Source organism: Actinomadura gamaensis (genome assembly GCF_042652125.1).
GTDB lineage: Bacteria > Actinomycetota > Actinomycetes > Streptosporangiales > Streptosporangiaceae > Spirillospora > Spirillospora gamaensis.
Window position 1 is genome coordinate 168175 of record NZ_JBHSIT010000012.1, and the last position, 17994, is coordinate 186168.

A 17994-nucleotide genomic window follows, 5' to 3' on the forward strand; every position below is an offset into this window, starting at 1 on the left:
ATGGCGTCCGGGCCGGGACGGCACGCGTCCCGGCAGTTCAGCGCGGCGGCGGGTCGAGTAGGGCGAGCCCCTGCGCGCACGCGGCGGGCAGGCCCTCCACCCACAGCAGGAAGCGGCTGGCGAGCGCCTCAGTGCCCAGCACCCGGACGATCCGCCGATGCAGAACGGCCAGGCGGCGCGACAGGTGCGGCGACAGCGGCACGAGCACCGCCGCACGACCCGAGCCGATTAACGCGGGCGTCTCCCCACTGCGGAACACCGCGCGCAGCTCGTAGGCGACGACGATCGCGCGCGCGAGCCTTCGCCACGGTTCGCAGCCGTCGGCGAGGTCGAGCATGACCAGGCAGTGCGTCTCGGAAGGCCCCCGCCCGTCCGAGTCGCCCGCCGCGTACAGCTCGGCGAGTCGCGCGCGCAGGTACGAAACCGTCATGAGGCCGGTGAGCGGGTCCTGGCAGGACTCGGCGGCGAGCGGCGCGAGCGCGGCGTCCACCCAGCCCTCGACCGTCCGGCGGACGAGGTCGAGGGGCGGTTCCGAGCCGTCCAGGACGGCGAAGAACGCGCCGAGGTCGATCAGCGTCTCGTTCACGCCCACCCCGGCCGCGCCACGCGCCCGCCCGAGCCGCGTGCACGCCTCGGCGAGCATGTCCGCGTTCCCCGCCGCGTCCGCCATGTCCTCCACGGCGGGCGTCCACCAGTCGTCGGGCGGTCCCCAGCCCGCCGTCATGCTCCGTCGGCGCCAGGCCGGCAGCAACGCCCCGTCCGGGTCGTCGCCGGCGGCCTCCCCCGGTTCCGTCGCGCTTCGGAGTCCGATCATCCGCACACCCCGCTCACCTGCTCGTTCGTCGGTCTTCCCGGCGGGCGGACTGTCCCCGTGGTGCGTCCTCCCAGACCTATGACGCGGAAGCGGTTTAGTCATGACGCGGTTTGCGGAATCATTCCCCGCGACGTTTCGTGGTCACGTCGTCACCAAGAGCTTCCTAGGGCGGAATGGCCGTACGGCGCTCCGTTCCGGTCTCTTCGGCGAACGCTCCGCAACCGTGCTTGGACTAGGAGGATCCGTGAGCGAACCCGCGTTCGAGGCGCCCCCGCCGGACGGCGGGACCGAGGCCAGCGACGCGGGCCTGATCTCACGGATCCGCCAGGGCGACCTCACGGCGTTCGGCGAGCTGTACGAACGGCACGTCACCGCCGCGCGCGGGCTCGCGCACCACCTGGTCGAAGGCGACGCGGCGGAGGACGCCGTCCAGGACGCGTTCGCGAAGATCCTGGACGTCCTGCAGCGCGGCGGCGGCCCGCAGTCCGGTTTCCGGCCGTATCTGCTCACGTCGGTCCGGCGGACGGTCTACGACCGCTACCGGGGCGAGAAGCGGTTGCAGAGCACCGACCAGATCGAGCTGTTCGACCCCGGCACGCCTTTCGTGGACCCCGCGCTGGAGGGCCTGGAGCGCTCGATGATCGTGCGCGCGTTCCGGTCGCTGCCGGAGCGCTGGCAGGCCGTCCTGTGGCACACCGAGATCGAGGGAGCGAAGCCCGCGGAGGTCGCGCCGCTGCTCGGTCTCACGGCGAACGGCGTCGCAGCACTCGCCTATCGCGCACGCGAAGGGCTGCGGCAGGCGTACTTGCAGATGCATCTCGCTGCTTCGTACGCGGCGCACAGCCCGTCCACCGCGGACGCCGCTGTCGGAGCCGCAGGGGCCGTTGCAGCGACCGGACTCGCTCGTGTCGCGCGCGAGACGGAGACCGCAGTGCCTCCGCCTAGGCAGAGTGACGCTGCCGCAGTGGACGCCGCCTCGTCCGGAGAAACGACGGCGATCCATTCGTCCGACGCGAGTGCGTCCGAGCGCCCGTCCGAGCAGTCGTCCGACCGGCCGTCCGACCGGCCGTCCGAGCGGCCGTCCGGGCAGTCGCTCGACCAGTCGTCCAAGCAGACGTCCAATGCGAGCGCGTCCGACCACTCGGCTCCTGCGCGCGCAACGCCTCGGAGCGGCGTTGCCTTCACGGGCGGGGCGTCCCGTTCGGAGTCCACGGCGCTTTCCGGAACGGCCGGCGCCGCCGGTGCCGCGTTCGCCAGTACGCCGGTTGTGGTCGACGAGAAGTGCCGTCCCGTCCTGGAACTGTTGGGTGCGCACGTGCGTGGTGGCCTCGCCAAGCGCGACACCCGGCGCGTCGAAGGGCACTTAGACGATTGCGAAGACTGCAAGGCGCTTTACCTGGAACTGGCCGACATCAATACCGCGCTACGCGAAAGCCTCGGCCCGCTCGTGCTCGGAGGTGCGGCCACCGCGTACCTTTCGGCTGTCGCCAAGGGCGGGGTGGGCGCCGGAGGCTTGTGGGCATGGTTGCGGCACATACCCAAGCGGCAGCAGCAGGCGGCCGGTGCCGGCGCGGCCGCCGCCGTGGCCGTGGCCACCGCGGCGCTCGCGATGGGGCTGGTGTCGCACGACCGGCCGCTCGTGCCCGCACCCAAGCCCCCGGCCGTCGCAGCGCCTGTGGCTCCTGCTCCGGCCGCGGCGGCGCCTCCCGCAAGGCACAAGCCCCAGCCCAAACCGAAGCCGCCCGCACCGAAGCCCAAACCGAAGCCCAAACCGAGGCCCAGGCCGCCCGCTGCCAAACCGAGACCGAAGCCGAAGCCGAGGCCCGTGAAACGCGCGCCCCAGCCCGTCAAACCGCGGCCCAGGCCGAAGAAGCCGCCGCTGCCCGTCATGCCGCCACCGAAGTTCGACATCGACATCGGCCCGATCGGCGCGCTCGTGCACGACCAACCCGGCCTCGTCGGGATGACGGTGCGCAACGCCGGTGGCCGTACGCGGGATCTGATCGCCGATGTCGTCCTCCCTCCGGACGTCTCGTACGCGGGCGCGTCCGGCGGACGGCGCGGAGCGCTGTTCAAGTCACTCGTTTCTCCGGGGGACGGTTGGTCGTGCCGTCCCATGCAGGTTCCTTCGGCACAGCCACCTACGGGCCTTCAGCAGTTCGGGTCTGGTGACTCGCGCTCGCCGGGCATGAAGGACGCTGCTTATCAGGGCCCTTCGAGTGCGACCACGGACGGCGTTCGCTGCACCCATGCCGCACTGCCCCAGGGCAAGAAGACTTCCGCCTATCTGCATGTTCTCGTGGGCGCCACGGCTCCTACGGGAATGCCTCCGACTGTCACGCTCCGTTCGGGCGAGCAGAAAGTCGCGGCGCGTGCGTCGTGGGGAGTCGTCAACGGCGGCCTTCCGGCGCGTTTCGCAGCCGACGGCAGCGCACGTGTGGTTTCCGTCGGCAACTCCCTAGCGAGCTGTGACGAGAACCAGGTGGGCTGCAAGGAGGCATTGAACAGGCAGGGCGAGGAGCAGGACGACGACTTCTGGAACATGAAGCCCATGGATCGCGATGACGATCCGTCCACGAAGTCGTCCAGTGCGGCCCGCTTGGAACTGCCTAAGGGAGCGTCCGTCCTCTGGGCCGGGATGTACTGGTCGGGGGTGACACAGGGCGCGCCCACGGGTCCGGTGACCGCGCGCTTGCGTGGGCCCAACGGGAAGTACAAGCGGGTGCGTTCGACGGAAGTGCAGTCCGGTCGTCTCCCCGACTTCGCGACGTACCAGGCATTCGCCGACGTGACCAAGCTCGTGCGCGCGCATGGGGCCGGGGTGTGGTGGGGAGCCGACGTACCGACCATTCCCGGGCAGGCGCATTACGCCGGCTGGAGTCTGGTCGTCGCCGTGAAGGATCCGGCCGCTCCGCTTCAGCAGGTCGTCGTGCTGGACGGTCCGCGCGTACTCGGCTCACTGGGAGACCACCGCACGGACGTCCCGCTTAGCGGACTGCTTCCGGCCGCCCGTCCGGCACACATCGGACTGGTCGGCTGGGAAGGCGACGAAGGGCTCGTGGGCGACCGGCTTCTGCTGGACGGACGTCCGCTCATCCCGGGCGACGGCGAACGTTCGGCGGACAACGTGTTCGACAGTTCGTCCACCGGCGCGATCGGCACACCGCTGACGTTCGGGACGGACGTGCACGATTTCACCACCGTCCTCAGCCGCCGCTCCACGCTGTCGGTCGACACGGACGAGGACGCCCTGCTTCTCGGCGTCGTCACGGTGACCGCGCCGATGCGCAGCTGACATGGCCGAGATGCCTCACGCGCGTGCACGTCCGTGGCCAGATCTGTGACCAGGTCTGTGACCAGGTCCGTGACCACGTTCGCGCCAAGCGCCGGCCATGAACACGGACCGCGACACGTCGGCTTTGAACCGTCCGCCCGGAGTTTCCGTAAAGATCATGGACGAAGCATTAGGGACCGACCGGAACGGCTGGTAGCGTCCGCGCTGAGGTGCCCGTCCGGTGGACGGGCCGGGTCGCCGAAGTGCGGGTACCAGGGGCTCGCGCGGGGCCGACCGTCGTGAAAGAGTGGCGAATCGCCGTATTGGCCTAGAGGTCTTACGGGCTTCACTACGCTAAGAGTGCCCGGGGTCTTCGACCGGCCCACGTCCGAGCGCCAGGGAGGGCGGGCCACGATGAGAGTGACCCTCGCCGCGCGCGCCACGGGGTGGGAGCCGCATGAGGTCCCGCGTTGACGAAAGGCGGTGTCGCATGGATCGCTGCGCGCTGTTCGTAGACGCCGGCTACCTGCTGGCGGACGGCGCCATGGCGGTGCACGGCACCCGCCATCGGGAGACCGTGTCCTGGGACTTCGGCGGACTGCTGCAACTGCTGGGCAACCTCGCGCGCGAGCGCACCGGACTGCCCCTGCTGCGCTGCTACTGGTACGAGGCGACGGTCGAAGGACGCCGCGCGCCCGAACACGAGGCCCTCGCCGACCTGCCCGGCCTGAAGCTGCGGCTCGGCCGCATCCGTCCCGGCCGCCGCGAGGGCGTGGACACCGAGATCCACCGCGACCTGATGACGCTCGCCCGCAACGGCGCGCTCGCCGACGCCGTCGTCGTCAGCGGCGACGAGGACCTCGCCCAGGTCGTCGCCGACGCGCAGGACCTCGGCGTCCGGGTCACCGTCGTGCACGTCGCGGTCGACGGCAACTGGACGATCTCGCGCGTGCTCCGGCAGGAGTGCGACGACCTCATCGAGATCGGCTCCGGCCACCTGCGGCCCTACGTCAACCTGCTGGCCGGCGCGGACGGCATGAGCTCGTCCTCCGGGTCCCCCGGACCGCTGTCGAACGGCAACGGCAACGGTCACGGCGGTGTCGGCAGCGGCACGCTCGCTCCGCTCCAGTCGAGCACGCACGGGAGCCCGCCGCCGTCGTCGCCGATCACGGGCCAGCCCGCGCCCGCCCCGACACCGACCGGTTCGTCCGGTTCCGTCGGGCTCGGCAGCGGAAGCGGCATCGGTTCCGGTTCTGGCTCGTCCGGGTTCGGCTCTGGTTCGTCCGGCATCGGTTCCGGGTCGTCGGGGATCGGATCCGGGTCGTCCGGCATCGGCTCTGGATCGTCGTCCGGCATCGGCTCCGGTGCTCCGGCGCTCGGGTCGGGATCGGGCAGCGGCATCGGTTCTGGATCGTCCGGGCTCGGCGGCTCGTCGTCGTCCTCGTCCTCGTCCGGGATCGGTTCGGGGCCGTCTTCGTCCGGGATCGGGTCGGGATCGCTCGGCTCCTACGGATCCGGTGGCTTCGGCTCGTCCAGCGGGTCGAACGCCCCGTCCCTGCCGCCCTCGTCGCTGCATTCCGCGCCCACGCCCGGACCGTCCACGACCAAGGCCCCGACGCAACCGCCGTCCGGCGGGCCGCACTACAGCACCTCGCCCTCCTCCGTGCCTCCGCCCGCGACGCCTCCGTCGTCCGCGCCGTCCCAGCCGCACGGTCCGTACACCGGCCCGCAGCAGATCTCGCCGCTGCCCGTCCAGCCGCAGAACGCGCCGTCCCTCTCGGACGCGGTGAAGGCCGCCCACGAGGAGGGCCAGGATTTCGGCGAGTCCGTCGCGCGGGACGCGCCCGCGCTGTGGCTCGAAGCCGTCCTCGCGCGCAAGCCGCGCATGCCGTCCGATCTCGAGGCGCGGCTCCTGCAGGGCTCGTCGCTCCCGATCGACTTCCTGCTGCACGACGAGGTCCGGCACGCCCTGCGCCGCGGCTTCTGGGACGCCCTGGAACGTTCGCGCCGCTGACTGATTCGCCCCGAATCCGTCCGTCACCCGTCCGCGCCCCCGCCTCTGACCTGCGGGAAGAGCAGATCATTCGCGATCATCCGAGATTCGCCCGCTTCGGGTATGCGGTGGCGGGTAGCGTTGAACCGTGACGCATGTGACGGAAGACGATCTCGACGATCTGGAGTTCGACACGCTGCGCACGGGCGATCACATCGCGGCGGCCCGGCGGCTGGCCGAGCTGGCCGACGCCGTGTCCGGCGGGGTGTCACGCGCCAACGTGCTGCTGCGCGCGGGCGAGCAGTGGCAGCACGCGGGCGACCACGACCGGGCGGCCCTGTTCTACCGCCGCGCCGTGGAGGACGGCGGCGACACCTACGGAGACCCGCGCGCCTATCTCGCCGACGCCCTGTTCGAGCTGGGCCGCGTCCCGGAGGCGCGGGCCCTGGTGAACGACATCCGCGCGGACGCGCCACGCGATCCCGAGGTCTACCGCGCGGTCGCCGAGACGCTCTACGCGCACGGCGACGTCCTGGGCGCGCACGAATGGGCGTCGAGGGGCGTGGACGTGGTCCTGGCGTTCCGCGAGGGCGCCCGTACCGGCACCGGTGCCGGCGCGTCGGCGGGCTCCGCCGATCCCGGTTCCACCTCCGGCTCCGTCTCCACCGACGGCGATGTGATCGATCCCGACGACGCGGCACTCGCCGAGGACAGCCTCGAAGCGCTGCTCCGCCTCCGCTACCGGGCCCGCATGGACCTCGGCCGTCCCGAGGACGACTACGACGCGATGCTCGACGACCTGCTCAAGAAGGCCGACTCCTGACCATCCGCCGCTGACCTGGGAAGACGAGCGGCGTCGCCGTTCTGTCAGAGGGTGGCGATAAGTTCACTCAGGGTTTGGGCGACGGCTGCGGGCGGCTCGTGCTGGACGACCGTCCAACCGCGCAGCGCCGCCTCGCGAACGGCATGCGCCCGGTCGTCCGCGCCGTCCCCGGGCGGGGTGGCGGTGCGGTCGGCATGGGTGCGCAGGTACCCGCACGGCGCGTCGGGCCAGTCGGCGGGCACCGGTACCGCCGCGCCCCCGGCTTCGCCTCGGCCCTCCGGGGCGTGGTCGTGTTTCTGCGTTGCCCTGAGCGGGCGAGGAAGGGAGGCGTCCACGAAGACGTACGCACCGACGGGACGGTGCGCTGCGCGTTGCGCGGCGGCGAGAGCCGGAAGCAGCGGGCCGGCCGAGCCGTGGCCGACCAGGACGAGCGGAATGTCCGGGGCGGTGGCGGCGATGATGAGGGACGCGCGCGCGACGTAGCCGGCGCCGTCCAGCTCCGGCACGTCGGGAGTGACGACGTCGAAGCCGTAGGAGCGCAGCATCTCCGGAAGGTCGCCCCACGTACCGGCGTTCGCGCGCGGGGTGTGCAGCAGGACGAGGGTTCCGGGCGTCACGTCTGCGCCATCCTGACTCCGTGTGGGCCGTGAACAGGTCGGCCGCGTCCTGGGGCGCGGCGGCCGCCCGCAGCCCACCGTACACTTTCCGACCGTTCCGCGCCGCTCACACCGGCTCCCCCAGAACCGGGGTCAGGCGGGCCAGGTCCGGTCGGCGAAGGCGAGGAAGTTGGCGCCCATGACCTTGGCGATGCGGTCGTCCGACCAGCCTTCGCGTGCCAGGAGGCGCGCGAGGCGGTGGAACTGGCCGGGGCCGGTGAGCTCGGGGACGAACGGGAGCGTGTCCGGCGCTTCGCCGGTCGCGCCGGATCCGGTGCGGGCGCGCTCGGCGACCTCTTCGGCGAGCCGGACGCGGTAGGCGTCCAGGTCGTCGATGGCCGTGACCGCGCCGTCGGTGCCGATGCCGACGTGGTCCTCGCCGCACACGTTCACCGCGTGGACGAGGTGTGCGACGACGTCCTCGGCGGTCGCGTGCCCGGACGGGGTCAGGAACGGCATGAAGTAGATGCCGACGAACCCGCCGCGCTCGGCGACCTGGCGCAGTTCGGCGTCGGACTTGTTGCGCGGCAGGTCCGTGAGCGCGCGGCATCCGGTGTGGTTGATCGACACCGGCCGGGTGGAGTGCGCGATCGCGTCCAGGCAGGTGCGTTCGCCGCTGTGGGAGAGGTCCACCATGAGGCGCTGCTCGTTCAGCGCGTCCACGATGTCGCGCCCGGAGGGGGTGAGGCCGCCGTCGGACGGGTCCATGCAGCCCGAGCCGAGCTGGTTGGCCGGGTTGTAGGTGAGCTGCACGACGCGGACGCCCAGCTTCGCGAGGGTGGTGACGCGGGCCGGGTCGTCGCCGGTCTGCACCGCGTTCTGGAGGCCGTAGATCACGCCGACGCGTCCGTCGCGGTCCGCTCGCCGGATGTCGTCGGCGGTCCGGACTTTCAGCAGATTCTCAGGATGCGCGGCGATCAGATCGTCCCAGACGGCGATCTCGTCGAGGGTGTGCTCGTAGGGCGGGAAGTCGCCCATCACGTACCCGAGCGTGACGTTCACCGCGGTCAGGCCGGACGCGCGGGCGTCGTCGAGCGCGCGCCCGTCGACCACCAGGTCGCGGCTGGTCGCGGACGGTCCGCCGGTGGGTCCGGCGTTGGGGTTCTCCAGCCCGCCGAGCGCATTGATGATCATCCGAGGTCCTTCCGGTCGGCGGGGAGGGCGTGTCCGCGCTTGACGACGAGGTTCGCCGTCCACAGGTTGTGGATGTCGCGGAGCGGGTCGTCCGCGAGGACGAGCAGGTTGGCGAGCTTTCCGGGCTCGACCGTGCCCATGTCCCGTTCGGCGCCCACGGCGCGCGCGCCCACGAGCGTCGCCGAGCGGATCGCTTCGAGCGGAGTGAATCCGCAGCGTTCGACCAGAAAGGCGATCTCGTCCAGGACGGGCGCGTGTGTCCGTTCGGGATCCGGGTCGCTGTCGGTTCCCGTGGAGATTTCCACACCCGCGCGATGGGCTTGCGCAGTGAGGACGGCGGCGAGTTCGCCCGCCGGGGACGCCGGGTCCCACATGCTGCCGGTCGCGTCCAGCACGGTCCCTCGCGCGCGCATGTCCGCGAGCAGCGCCTCGATCGCCGGAGGGAGGCCGTCGAGGAAGCGCGCATGGTCGATGTCGGGTTTGTCCGCGTAGGTCGTCAGCGGACGCGACGGTTCCTCGTAGGCGAGCATCGTGACGTGCGAGACGGAGTCCACCCCGGCGCGGACGACCTCGGCGGGCGCGGCCGGGAAGACGGCCGCGTGCGCCCAGACCCGCAGGCCCTGGCGGTGCGCCTCGGCGGTCAGCGCCGCGACGGTCTCGCCGGGCAGGTCGGCGTAGATCTTGATCGCGGTCGCGTGCGTGCCGCGCGCGAGCGCGACCGCGAGCCGCAGGTCCGTGCCTGCGCCGATCGCCTGCATCCACGGCACCGCGCCGGGCGTCTCACCCTGGCTGACCTGCGCGGTCCTCGGGTCGTCGAAGAAGGACGGGCCGGCCGTCAGCGCCGCGTACCGCAGGTCCGGCGCGGCGATCTCGCCGACCCGCGCGGCGCGCGCGAGGTCGGCGACCTGCCGCAGGTCGTCCGCCATGATCCGCACCGCGGTCACCCCGCAGCGCAGGTCGCGGCGCAGCGTCGCCTCGGCGAGCGCGCGGTCGGGCGGCGTGGCGACATGCTGGTGGGTGTCGATCAGGCCGGGCAGGACGAACCGTCCGTCGAGGTCCACGACCCGCGCGCCCGCCGCGGACACCGAGCCGTCCGGGCCGACCTCGGCGATCCGCTCGCCGGTCACCACCACGCTCGTCCCCGGACGCGCCGGACGGCCCGTCCCGTCCACGAGGACACCGCCCCGGTAGACGACGGTCTCGGCGGGCGCGGGCGGGGCGTGCGGCGTCGGCGCGCCGGGCGGGATGTCGGTCACCTCTCCATGATGGACCCGCAGGTCGAGCCCGGATCACGGCCCCGCCGCCCGGATCACGGCCCCGCCGCCCGATCCGGTCCGGCCGGGGCAATAAGGTGCTCACCGTGAGCGATCGTGATGACCTGCTGGAAGAGATCAAGGCCAAGGCCGTCGTGCACGGCGACTTCGTGCTGTCGTCCGGACGGCGCGCGTCCTGGTACGTGGACCTGCGCCGGGTCACCCTGGACGGCGCGGTCGCGCCGCTGGTCGGCCGGGTGATGCTGGACGCCACGTCCGACCTCGACTACGACGCCGTCGGCGGGCTCACGCTCGGCGCGGACCCGGTCGCGACCGCGATGCTGCACGCCGCCGCCGCGCGGGGCCGCAAGCTGGACGCCTTCGTCGTCCGCAAGGCCGACAAGCAGCACGGACTCCAGCGCCGGATCGAGGGCCCGGACGTCGCCGGACGCCGCGTCCTCGCCGTCGAGGACACCTCCACCACCGGCGGCTCGGTCATGACCGCCGTCGAGGCCCTGCGCGCCGCGGGCGCCGAGGTCGTCGCCGTCGCGACGATCCTGGAGCGCGGCGCGGCCGACCGGATCGCCGCCGAGGGCCTGGAGTACCGGCACCCCTACGAGGTCGCCGACCTCGGCCTCGACTGACACCCCGCGAACGCCGCACGGCGGGCTCCGGGGCGGGGCGGTCTCTCAGCGCGCGGAGAGGGTCTGATCAGCGGATTTATCGGCAGAAAGCGGCGTGCCGGGTCAGCACTTGTTCACGAACCAGGTGCCGCGCTGGCCGTTCTCCTTGGGCGGCTGCTCCTTGCCGCAGATGATGACCTGGACCGCTCCGCCGTTCGAGGCGACCACGTTCAGCGGAGCGTCGTCGTACTTGCGTCCCTCGCCCGGGTTGAGCACGCCCTGCTGCAGGACCTCGTTGGAGCCCGCGACCGTCACCACGACGTTGGTCGCGGCCCCGACCACCTTGATGACCAGCGGTGTCGTGGCGCTCGCCGAGGCCGTGCCCGTCTGCTTCACCGCGCCCGAGGCCGAGCTCGCGGCGGCCTGGTGCGGCTTGCCGTCGTCCCCCGAATCCAGCGCGTTGAACAGGGCCATGCCGCCGACGACGAGCAGGGCCACGACGGCCACGATGGCCAGAGTCGCCAGAAGAATGCGCGCTAGACCGCGAGGGTCCGACCGATGACGTCCCACATGCGGAGGTTAGCGATAACTGTCACCGCTGAGCGACGGACGTGACTGTTCAGGGCCATTCTTGTTCGGATAGTTGCCGGATCCGCTGCGGTGCTTACCCTTCTGAGGCTTCGACCCGGCCGGACGACCCGCCGGGGCGCCCGTACCGTGACCACCTCCGTACCCACCGTCGTCCCCGCCGCCACCGGGTCCGCCGCCGTAACCGCCACCGGCCTGGCCGCCGCCATAGCCACCGCCGCTGTGACCGCCGCCGTAGCCACCACCGGCGTAGCCGCCACCCTGGCCGCCGCCATAACCGCCGCCCCCATAACCGCCGCCCCCGTAGCCGCCGCCACCTTGGCCGCCGCCGTAGCCACCGCCTCCGTAGCCACCGCCGCCATAACCGCCGCCGCCGTAGCCACCGTCCGGGCCGCCGCCGTAACCACCGCCACCCGGGCCACCCGGGCCGCCCTGACCGTCGCCGTAGCCGCCGCCATAGCCGCCCTGGCCACCGCCGTAGCCGTAGCCGCCCTGGCCGTCGGCCGCGGCACCGTCGTCGTTCTTCTTGCCGCGGCCCTTCAGCACCTCGCGGGCGACCGGGACCATCGAGACGACCACGGCGAGCGCGACCACCGGCAGCACGTACTTGTCGATGCCCTTGACCCGCGAGCCCAGGTAGTGCCCGGCGATGATGATCGACTCGGTCCAGAGGACGGCGCCGACGACGTTCCACAGGAAGAACTTGCGGGCGCTCATCTCCAGCGTCCCGGCGAGCGGGTTCAGGAACGTCCGGACGACCGGGATGAAACGGGCCAGCACGACCGCGCGCGCCGGGCCGAACTTGTTGAAGTAGTACTCCGCCTTCGCCACGTGCTCGGGCCGGATCAGCCGGGAGTTCGGCCGGTCGAACAGCCGGCGTCCGTAGCGCGCGCCGAGCCAGTGCCCGAGCTGCGCGCCCGCGACGGCGCAGACCGGCGCGCCGATCATGAGCACCGGCAGAGGCATCCGCGTGATGCCCGCACCGGACGCGGCGGTCGCCGTGCTGAAGAGCCCCGCCGCGAACAGCAGCGTGTCACCCGGCAGGAAGAAGCCCACCAGCAGGCCCGTCTCGGCGAAGATGACGGCGAAGATCCCGAACACCCCGAAGGTGGAGATCAGGGAGTTGGGATCGAGAGGGTTCAGCGCGAGGTCCACGAGCGCGAGCCTACCCGGACGCCCCCGTACGGCCGGTGTAAAGCCGGACGCCGCTCCTGACCGTTTTGCCCTCGGACACCCCGCTGCCGCCCCGAGCGTGGCCCGATCGCGGGAATTCGAGATACTGGGCGACGTGGCGCCCCACCCCCGCGGGTCGGGCCAGGACCGAACACACGACAGCACAATGGTGCCGCCGGGATCCGGCCGGAAAGGACGCTGAACCATGCCCATCGCCAGCCCCGAGGTCTACGCGGAGATGCTCGACCGCGCCAAGCGCGACGGCTTCGCCTACCCCGCGATCAACGTGACGTCCAGCCAGACACTGAACGCCGCGCTGCGCGGTTTCGCCGAGGCCGAGAGCGACGGGATCGTCCAGGTCTCGACCGGCGGCGCGGAGTACCTTTCCGGCTCCACCGTGAAGGACATGGTGGTCGGCGCGACCGCGCTCGCCGAGTACGCGCGCGTCGTCGCCGACAAGTACCCGGTCAACATCGCGCTGCACACCGACCACTGCCCGAAGGACAAGCTGGACGGCTTCATGCGCCCGCTCGTCAAGATCTCCCAGGAGCGGGTCGCGCGCGGCCAGGAGCCGCTGTTCCAGTCGCACATGTGGGACGGCTCGGCCGTGCCGCTCCCGGAGAACCTCCAGATCGCCGAGGAGCTGCTGGAGCAGTGCCGGCAGGCCCGCGTGATCATGGAGATGGAGATCGGCGTCGTGGGCGGCGAGGAGGACGGCGTCTCGCACGAGATCAACGAGAAGCTGTACACCACGCCCGAGGACGCCATCGCGACCGCCGAGGCGGTCGGCCTGGGCGACCAGGGCCGCTACATCCTCGCCGCGACGTTCGGCAACGTGCACGGGGTGTACAAGCCGGGCTCGGTGAAGCTGCGTCCGGAGGTGCTCAAGGACATCCAGGACGCGGTCGGCGCCAAGTACGGCAAGCAGCGCCCGTTCGACCTGGTCTTCCACGGCGGCTCGGGCTCGTCGCTGGAGGAGATCCGCGAGGCGGTGTCCTACGGCGTGGTGAAGATGAACATCGACACCGACACGCAGTACGCGTTCACCCGACCGGTGGCGGCGCACATGTTCACGCACTACGACGGCGTCCTGAAGGTGGACGGCGAGGTCGGCAACAAGAAGCAGTACGACCCGCGGTCCTGGGGCAAGGCGGCCGAGACGAACATGGCCGAGCGCGTCACCCACGCCTGCGAGAACCTGCTCTCCGCGGGCAAGAAGATCAAGTAACGCCGCGGCGTCCTGTCGACGGGGTCCGGCCGCCGCGCCGGCCCCCGTCCGCCTTTCCGGGCCCGGGTGCATGGGGCCGACGTCCCCGCTCGCCCGGTTTCGGGGCGTTCGAGAGCCGGTGTGCACGGATAGGCTCGGGTGCGTGGCTCTCCCCCGCACGTACGAGGACCAGAACTGCTCGATCGCCCGCGCTCTGGAAGTCGTCGGCGACCGGTGGACGCTGCTGGTGATCCGCAGCGCGTTCGAGGGTGTACGCCGCTTCGACGACTTCCAGGAGGCCCTGGGAGTGGCGCGCAACGTCCTCACCGACCGCCTGACCCGGCTCTGCGACGAGGGGCTGCTCCGGCGCGTCCGGTACCAGGACCGGCCCGAGCGGTACGAGTACCGGCTGACCCGCAAGGGCGTCGAGCTGTGGCCTGCGATGATGACGCTGCTGCTGTGGGGCGACCGGCACTACGCCCCGGACGGCCCGCCCACGCTGGTGCGGCACGCCGGATGCGGCGGCGCGCTGACGCCGCGCATGACGTGTTCGTCGTGCGGCGCGGCGCTGGAGCCCACGGACGTCGAAGCATGCCCCGGCCCCGGTGCCGTCGAGCCGATCGACTGATCCCATCTGGCCTTTGACCTGCTGGAACACGCCCTCCCCCGAATAAGGGTTGTTTCACGAAACTCAATGCTGTCCAATGGGTTTCGTGACGCTACTCACCGACGTCCGGATCCGCCCGTTCGGGCACGGCGACGAGGCCCGCCTTCGCCGCATGTCGTCCGCGCTGTCGCGGGTCAGCCTCTACACGCGCTTCTTCGCCGGGACGCCGCGCGTCCCCGAGCCGTACGTGGCCGCCCTCGGACGGCTCGACCACTGGGACCGCGACGCCCTGGTCGCCCTGCACGACGACGCCATGGTGGGCCTCGCCGAATACGCGCGCCTCCCGCGCTGCCCGGTCCGCGCCGAGGTGGCCGTCCTCGTCGCGGACGAGTGGCAGCGGCGCGGCCTCGGCGCGCTCCTCGTCCGCATGCTGCTCCCGCTGGCCGCCCGTCGCGGCGTGACCGAGTTCCACGCGGACGTCTACAGCGCCAACGCCGCCGCGATCGGGCTGATCCGGCACACGTGGCCGTCCGCCCGGTCCGTCCGCTGCGGCGACACCGCGAGCTTCCACCTTCCCGCACCATCGGCGGCGGGGTGGGCGGCCACGACGGGAGGGTGACCCGGGTTGTTCGGCGGCGGGTGTTCCCACCTACCATGACCGGCATGACCCAGAACCTGCTCGGCGGGCCGCCACCGACCGAACTGCCGGACCACCCCGAGGCCCGCGAGGCCCTGGAGAACGGCGTCGATCCGTTCGAGGTGGCGGCGCGCCATCCCGAGTACCCCGGCGCGTGGGCCGAGCTGGCCGACCGCGCGTTCGCGCGCGGCGGGGTGATCGACTCGTACGCGTTCGCGCGCACCGGCTACCACCGCGGCCTGGACCAGCTGCGCCGGGCGGGCTGGAAGGGCCAGGGCCCGGTGCCCTGGGAGCACGAGCCGAACCGGGGTTTCCTGCGCTCCCTGCACGCTCTCGGCCGCGCCGCCGCCGCGATCGGCGAGGACGCCGAGGCCGAGCGCTGCCGGACCTTCCTCCGGGACAGCAGCGAGACGGCCGCCAAGGTCCTGGCGGAGAACGGAAAGTAAAACGCCGTTAACCCCGTCCCAACAGGCATTTCGGCCACCTGCGCCACGACGTGCGGTTTCTTCGACTCCCCGCTATGGGTACGATTTGATCGCAAGAGGCCCCTTCGCACTTGCGATCAGGGGCCTTCGTCGTGGGAAGGATAAGTGGCATGCCGGCCATCGTTCTTGTCGGAGCCCAGTGGGGAGATGAGGGCAAGGGCAAGGCCACCGACCTGCTGGGCGGCGACGTCGACTACGTCGTGCGCTACCAGGGTGGCAACAACGCCGGCCACACCGTGGTCATCGGCGACAAGAGCTACGCCCTGCACCTGCTCCCGTCCGGAATCCTGTCGGACGACGTGGTGCCCGTCATCGGCAACGGCGTGGTGATCGACCCGGCCGTGCTGCTCCAGGAGATCGACGGGCTGGCGGAACGCGGCATCTCCGCGGACCGGCTGCTGATCTCGGCGAACGCGCACCTGATCATGCCCCACCACCGGGCCCTGGACAAGGTCACCGAGCGGTACCTCGGCAAGGCCCGGATCGGCACCACCGGCCGCGGCATCGGCCCGGCGTACGCCGACAAGATCAACCGGATGGGCATCCGGGTGCAGGACCTGTTCGACCCGAACATCCTCACCCAGAAGCTCGACCTGTCGCTCCGCGAGAAGAACCAGGTCCTGACCAAAGTCTACAACCGGCGGCGGATCGAGACCGGCCCGATCGTCCAGGAGTACCTGGCCTACGGCGAGCGGCTGAAGCCGTACGTCACCGACACCACGCTGGTGCTGAACAAGGCGCTGGACGAGGGCAAGGTCGTGCTGCTGGAGGGCGCGCAGGGGACGCTGCTCGACATCGACCACGGCACCTACCCGTTCGTGACCTCGTCCAGCCCGACGGCGGGCGGCGCGTGCGCGGGCTCCGGGGTCGGCCCGACGAAGATCACCCGCGTGATCGGGATCCTCAAGGCCTACACCACCCGCGTCGGCTCGGGCCCGTTCCCGACCGAGCTGCTGGACGAGTGGGGCGAGTACCTGCGCACGACCGGCGGCGAGTACGGCGTGACCACCGGACGCGACCGCCGCTGCGGCTGGTTCGACGCGGTGATCGCCCGCTACGCGACGCGGGTCAACGGCATCACCGACTACTTCCTGACCAAGCTGGACGTGCTGTCCGGGCTGGAGCGGGTGCCGGTGTGCGTGGCCTACGAGATCGACGGCGAGCGGGTGGAGGAGCTGCCCGCGAACCAGACCGACTTCCACCACGCCAAGCCGGTCCTGGAGTACTTCGAGGGCTGGAAGGAGGACATCTCCGGCGCGAGGTCCTTCGACGACCTGCCCGCGAACGCGCAGGCGTACGTGCGGGCGCTGGAGAAGATGTCCGGGGCGCAGATCTCCGCGATCGGCGTCGGTCCCGGCCGCGACCAGACCCTCCAGCTCCGCTCCCTGGTGTCCTGACCGGCCGAGACGATCCAGCCTGACGGGCCCGAGATCCGGCCCGGCCCGGCTCGTCCGGGCCGGGACGAGCCGGACGAGTTGGCCTAGCCTGACGGGCTGGATGGTCAGGCCTGACGGGTCGGATGATCTGGGCGGACGCGCCCGGACGGGTGTCCTTAACCCCGTTCCGGGCGCTTCGCGGTATCTGGGGGCGGTATGCACCTCTGGCCCCGCCGACCGGCCGTAGGGCTCCGCTCACCGGCCGTGCGGCTCCGCTGACTGGACGTACGAAGCCGTTCAGCGGCATCTCACCGTTCGGCCATCGCGAGCTAGGTCATGCCCGGTAGCGTTTCGGACGTGACGTATTTCGGGGGGACCGTGGAGATCCACGGTCATCGGGGCGCGCGCGGACTGCGCCCGGAGAACACGCTGCCGGGGTTCGCGCACGCGCTGGAGCTCGGCGTCCACGCGATCGAGTTCGACGTCGGCCTCACCGCCGACGGCGTCGTGATCTGCAACCACGACCAGGTGCTCGCGCCCGCCAACCTCGTGGACACCGCCCCGGCCGTGCCGGGCGACCCGCTGTTCCCCTACGTCGGCCGCGCGCTGCGCGACCTCACCTTCGAACAGGTCCGGACGGTCGACGCCGGGGTGCGGACGCCGGCGCCGTTCGCCGCGACGCAGCGTCCGGTGCCGGGCACGCCGCTCCCGACGCTGGACGAGGCGTGCACGCTGCTGGGGGCGGTTCCGGACGTCCGTCTCGCGGTGGAACTGAAGACCGATCCGGGCTGGACGGCGCGTGACGTCGAACGTTTCACGGCCGCCGTGGGCGACGTGCTCGCCGCGCACGGCCTGCTTCCCCGGACGCGGCTGCTGGCGTTCGACTGGCGGGTGCTCGGCGCCGCCGCCCGGCACGTCCCGGGCGCCGGACGGGTGGCCCTGATCGAGCGCAAGACGCTCGTCCCCGGCACGGAGTGGCTCGCGGGCCTGCCGCCGGAGGACCCGGTCGGCGTCGCGCTCGCGGCGGGCGCGACCGTCCTGTCCCCGGAGCACGACCTGGTCACGTCCGCGCTGGTCGAGGACGCCCAGGCGCTCGGCCTCCCGGTCGTCACCTGGACCGTGAACGACCCGATCGACATGGGACGCCTCACCGACCTCGGCGTGGACGCGATCGTCACCGACCACCCGGACCGGCTGCGCGCCGTCCTGCGCGCGCGAGGACTTCCCGTCCCCGCCCAGGCCCTGCTGCCCGCCTAGCGCCCGCGGGTAGCCCTGCTGCCCGCCGGCTCCCTCGGCCCCTGCTCCCGCCTCGCGCCGCCGAAACCCTGCTCTTAGCCGACTTCGCTCGGCC

16 protein-coding genes are annotated in these 17994 nt (G+C 71.9%); 10 read left to right on the forward strand and 6 right to left on the reverse strand.

Annotation, left to right across the window (positions count from 1 at the left end; all coding sequences use genetic code 11):
- Positions 1-37 precede the first annotated feature (37 nt).
- A complete protein-coding gene (locus tag ACFPCY_RS34470; protein ID WP_378262367.1) occupies positions 38-814 on the reverse strand; it encodes a hypothetical protein in 777 nt (258 codons plus the stop codon).
- Positions 815-1058: 244 nt separating this feature from the next.
- On the opposite strand from ACFPCY_RS34470, the gene ACFPCY_RS34475 reads away from it, so the two are divergent.
- The 3 genes from ACFPCY_RS34475 to ACFPCY_RS34485 all read left to right on the forward strand — a co-directional run bounded on the left by ACFPCY_RS34475 (position 1059) and on the right by ACFPCY_RS34485 (position 6904).
- Positions 1059-4109 (forward strand): sigma-70 family RNA polymerase sigma factor, encoded by a 3051-nt coding sequence (locus ACFPCY_RS34475; protein ID WP_378262369.1) that lies wholly within the window; start codon positions 1059-1061, stop codon positions 4107-4109.
- A 469-nt stretch (positions 4110-4578) separates the two neighbouring features.
- Positions 4579-6102, forward strand: a complete 1524-nt coding sequence (locus ACFPCY_RS34480; protein WP_378262371.1) for an NYN domain-containing protein — start codon at positions 4579-4581, stop codon at positions 6100-6102.
- Between the two features lie 127 nt (positions 6103-6229).
- Complete coding sequence (locus ACFPCY_RS34485) at positions 6230-6904, forward strand: tetratricopeptide repeat protein (RefSeq protein ID WP_378262373.1); 675 nt, start codon at positions 6230-6232, stop codon at positions 6902-6904.
- Between the two features lie 44 nt (positions 6905-6948).
- Here ACFPCY_RS34485 and ACFPCY_RS34490 read toward each other — a convergent pair whose 3' ends face one another.
- The 3 genes from ACFPCY_RS34490 to ACFPCY_RS34500 form a co-directional block, all read right to left on the reverse strand.
- Positions 6949-7521, reverse strand: coding sequence for a hypothetical protein (locus tag ACFPCY_RS34490; RefSeq protein ID WP_378262375.1), 573 nt, complete (start codon positions 7519-7521; stop codon positions 6949-6951).
- Positions 7522-7653: 132 nt separating this feature from the next.
- On the reverse strand, positions 7654-8694 hold the full coding sequence (locus ACFPCY_RS34495) for a dipeptidase (RefSeq protein ID WP_378262377.1): 1041 nt from the start codon (positions 8692-8694) through the stop codon (positions 7654-7656).
- Positions 8691-9950, reverse strand: coding sequence for an amidohydrolase family protein (locus tag ACFPCY_RS34500; protein ID WP_378262379.1), 1260 nt, complete (start codon positions 9948-9950; stop codon positions 8691-8693). The genes ACFPCY_RS34495 and ACFPCY_RS34500 overlap by 4 nt, the downstream gene beginning before the upstream one ends.
- Before the next feature lie 104 nt (positions 9951-10054).
- Between ACFPCY_RS34500 and pyrE the strand changes: the two genes are divergently transcribed.
- Complete coding sequence (gene pyrE / locus ACFPCY_RS34505; protein WP_378262381.1) at positions 10055-10591, forward strand: orotate phosphoribosyltransferase; 537 nt, start codon at positions 10055-10057, stop codon at positions 10589-10591.
- A gap of 102 nt (positions 10592-10693) precedes the next feature.
- Here pyrE and ACFPCY_RS34510 read toward each other — a convergent pair whose 3' ends face one another.
- Together ACFPCY_RS34510 and ACFPCY_RS34515 are read right to left on the reverse strand one after the other, a co-directional pair.
- Positions 10694-11077, reverse strand: coding sequence for a hypothetical protein (locus ACFPCY_RS34510; protein WP_378262383.1), 384 nt, complete (start codon positions 11075-11077; stop codon positions 10694-10696).
- A 72-nt stretch (positions 11078-11149) separates the two neighbouring features.
- Positions 11150-12313: a DedA family protein gene (locus ACFPCY_RS34515; RefSeq protein ID WP_378262385.1), complete on the reverse strand. Its 1164-nt coding sequence runs from the start codon at positions 12311-12313 to the stop codon at positions 11150-11152.
- Positions 12314-12536: 223 nt separating this feature from the next.
- On the opposite strand from ACFPCY_RS34515, the gene fbaA reads away from it, so the two are divergent.
- From fbaA to ACFPCY_RS34545, 6 genes are all read left to right on the forward strand, one after another.
- A complete protein-coding gene (gene fbaA / locus ACFPCY_RS34520; RefSeq protein WP_378262387.1) occupies positions 12537-13559 on the forward strand; it encodes a class II fructose-bisphosphate aldolase in 1023 nt (340 codons plus the stop codon).
- A 142-nt stretch (positions 13560-13701) separates the two neighbouring features.
- Complete coding sequence (locus ACFPCY_RS34525; RefSeq protein ID WP_378262389.1) at positions 13702-14166, forward strand: winged helix-turn-helix transcriptional regulator; 465 nt, start codon at positions 13702-13704, stop codon at positions 14164-14166.
- A 76-nt stretch (positions 14167-14242) separates the two neighbouring features.
- Positions 14243-14764, forward strand: coding sequence for a GNAT family N-acetyltransferase (locus tag ACFPCY_RS34530; RefSeq protein WP_378262392.1), 522 nt, complete (start codon positions 14243-14245; stop codon positions 14762-14764).
- Positions 14765-14799: 35 nt separating this feature from the next.
- The gene (locus ACFPCY_RS34535) at positions 14800-15228 is read left to right on the forward strand and encodes a DUF3151 domain-containing protein (protein ID WP_378262394.1); all 429 of its coding nucleotides are present in this window, start codon (positions 14800-14802) and stop codon (positions 15226-15228) included.
- Between the two features lie 149 nt (positions 15229-15377).
- Positions 15378-16664, forward strand: a complete 1287-nt coding sequence (locus ACFPCY_RS34540) for an adenylosuccinate synthase (protein WP_378262396.1) — start codon at positions 15378-15380, stop codon at positions 16662-16664.
- Between the two features lie 336 nt (positions 16665-17000).
- On the forward strand, positions 17001-17900 hold the full coding sequence (locus ACFPCY_RS34545) for a glycerophosphodiester phosphodiesterase family protein (protein WP_378262398.1): 900 nt from the start codon (positions 17001-17003) through the stop codon (positions 17898-17900).
- Positions 17901-17994 lie beyond the last annotated feature (94 nt).

Bases quoted from the DNA above. Each gene is read 5' to 3' on its own strand.
- ACFPCY_RS34470 (WP_378262367.1), bottom strand. From the start codon at position 814: ATGATCGGACTCCGAAGCGCGACGGAACCGGGGGAGGCCGCCGGCGAC.
- ACFPCY_RS34480 (WP_378262371.1), top strand. From the start codon at position 4,579: ATGGATCGCTGCGCGCTGTTCGTAGACGCCGGCTACCTGCTGGCGGAC.
- ACFPCY_RS34495 (WP_378262377.1), bottom strand. From the start codon at position 8,694: ATGATCATCAATGCGCTCGGCGGGCTGGAGAACCCCAACGCCGGACCC.
- fbaA (WP_378262387.1), top strand. From the start codon at position 12,537: ATGCCCATCGCCAGCCCCGAGGTCTACGCGGAGATGCTCGACCGCGCC.
- ACFPCY_RS34530 (WP_378262392.1), top strand. From the start codon at position 14,243: ATGGGTTTCGTGACGCTACTCACCGACGTCCGGATCCGCCCGTTCGGG.
- ACFPCY_RS34535 (WP_378262394.1), top strand. From the start codon at position 14,800: ATGACCGGCATGACCCAGAACCTGCTCGGCGGGCCGCCACCGACCGAA.
- ACFPCY_RS34540 (WP_378262396.1), top strand. From the start codon at position 15,378: ATGCCGGCCATCGTTCTTGTCGGAGCCCAGTGGGGAGATGAGGGCAAG.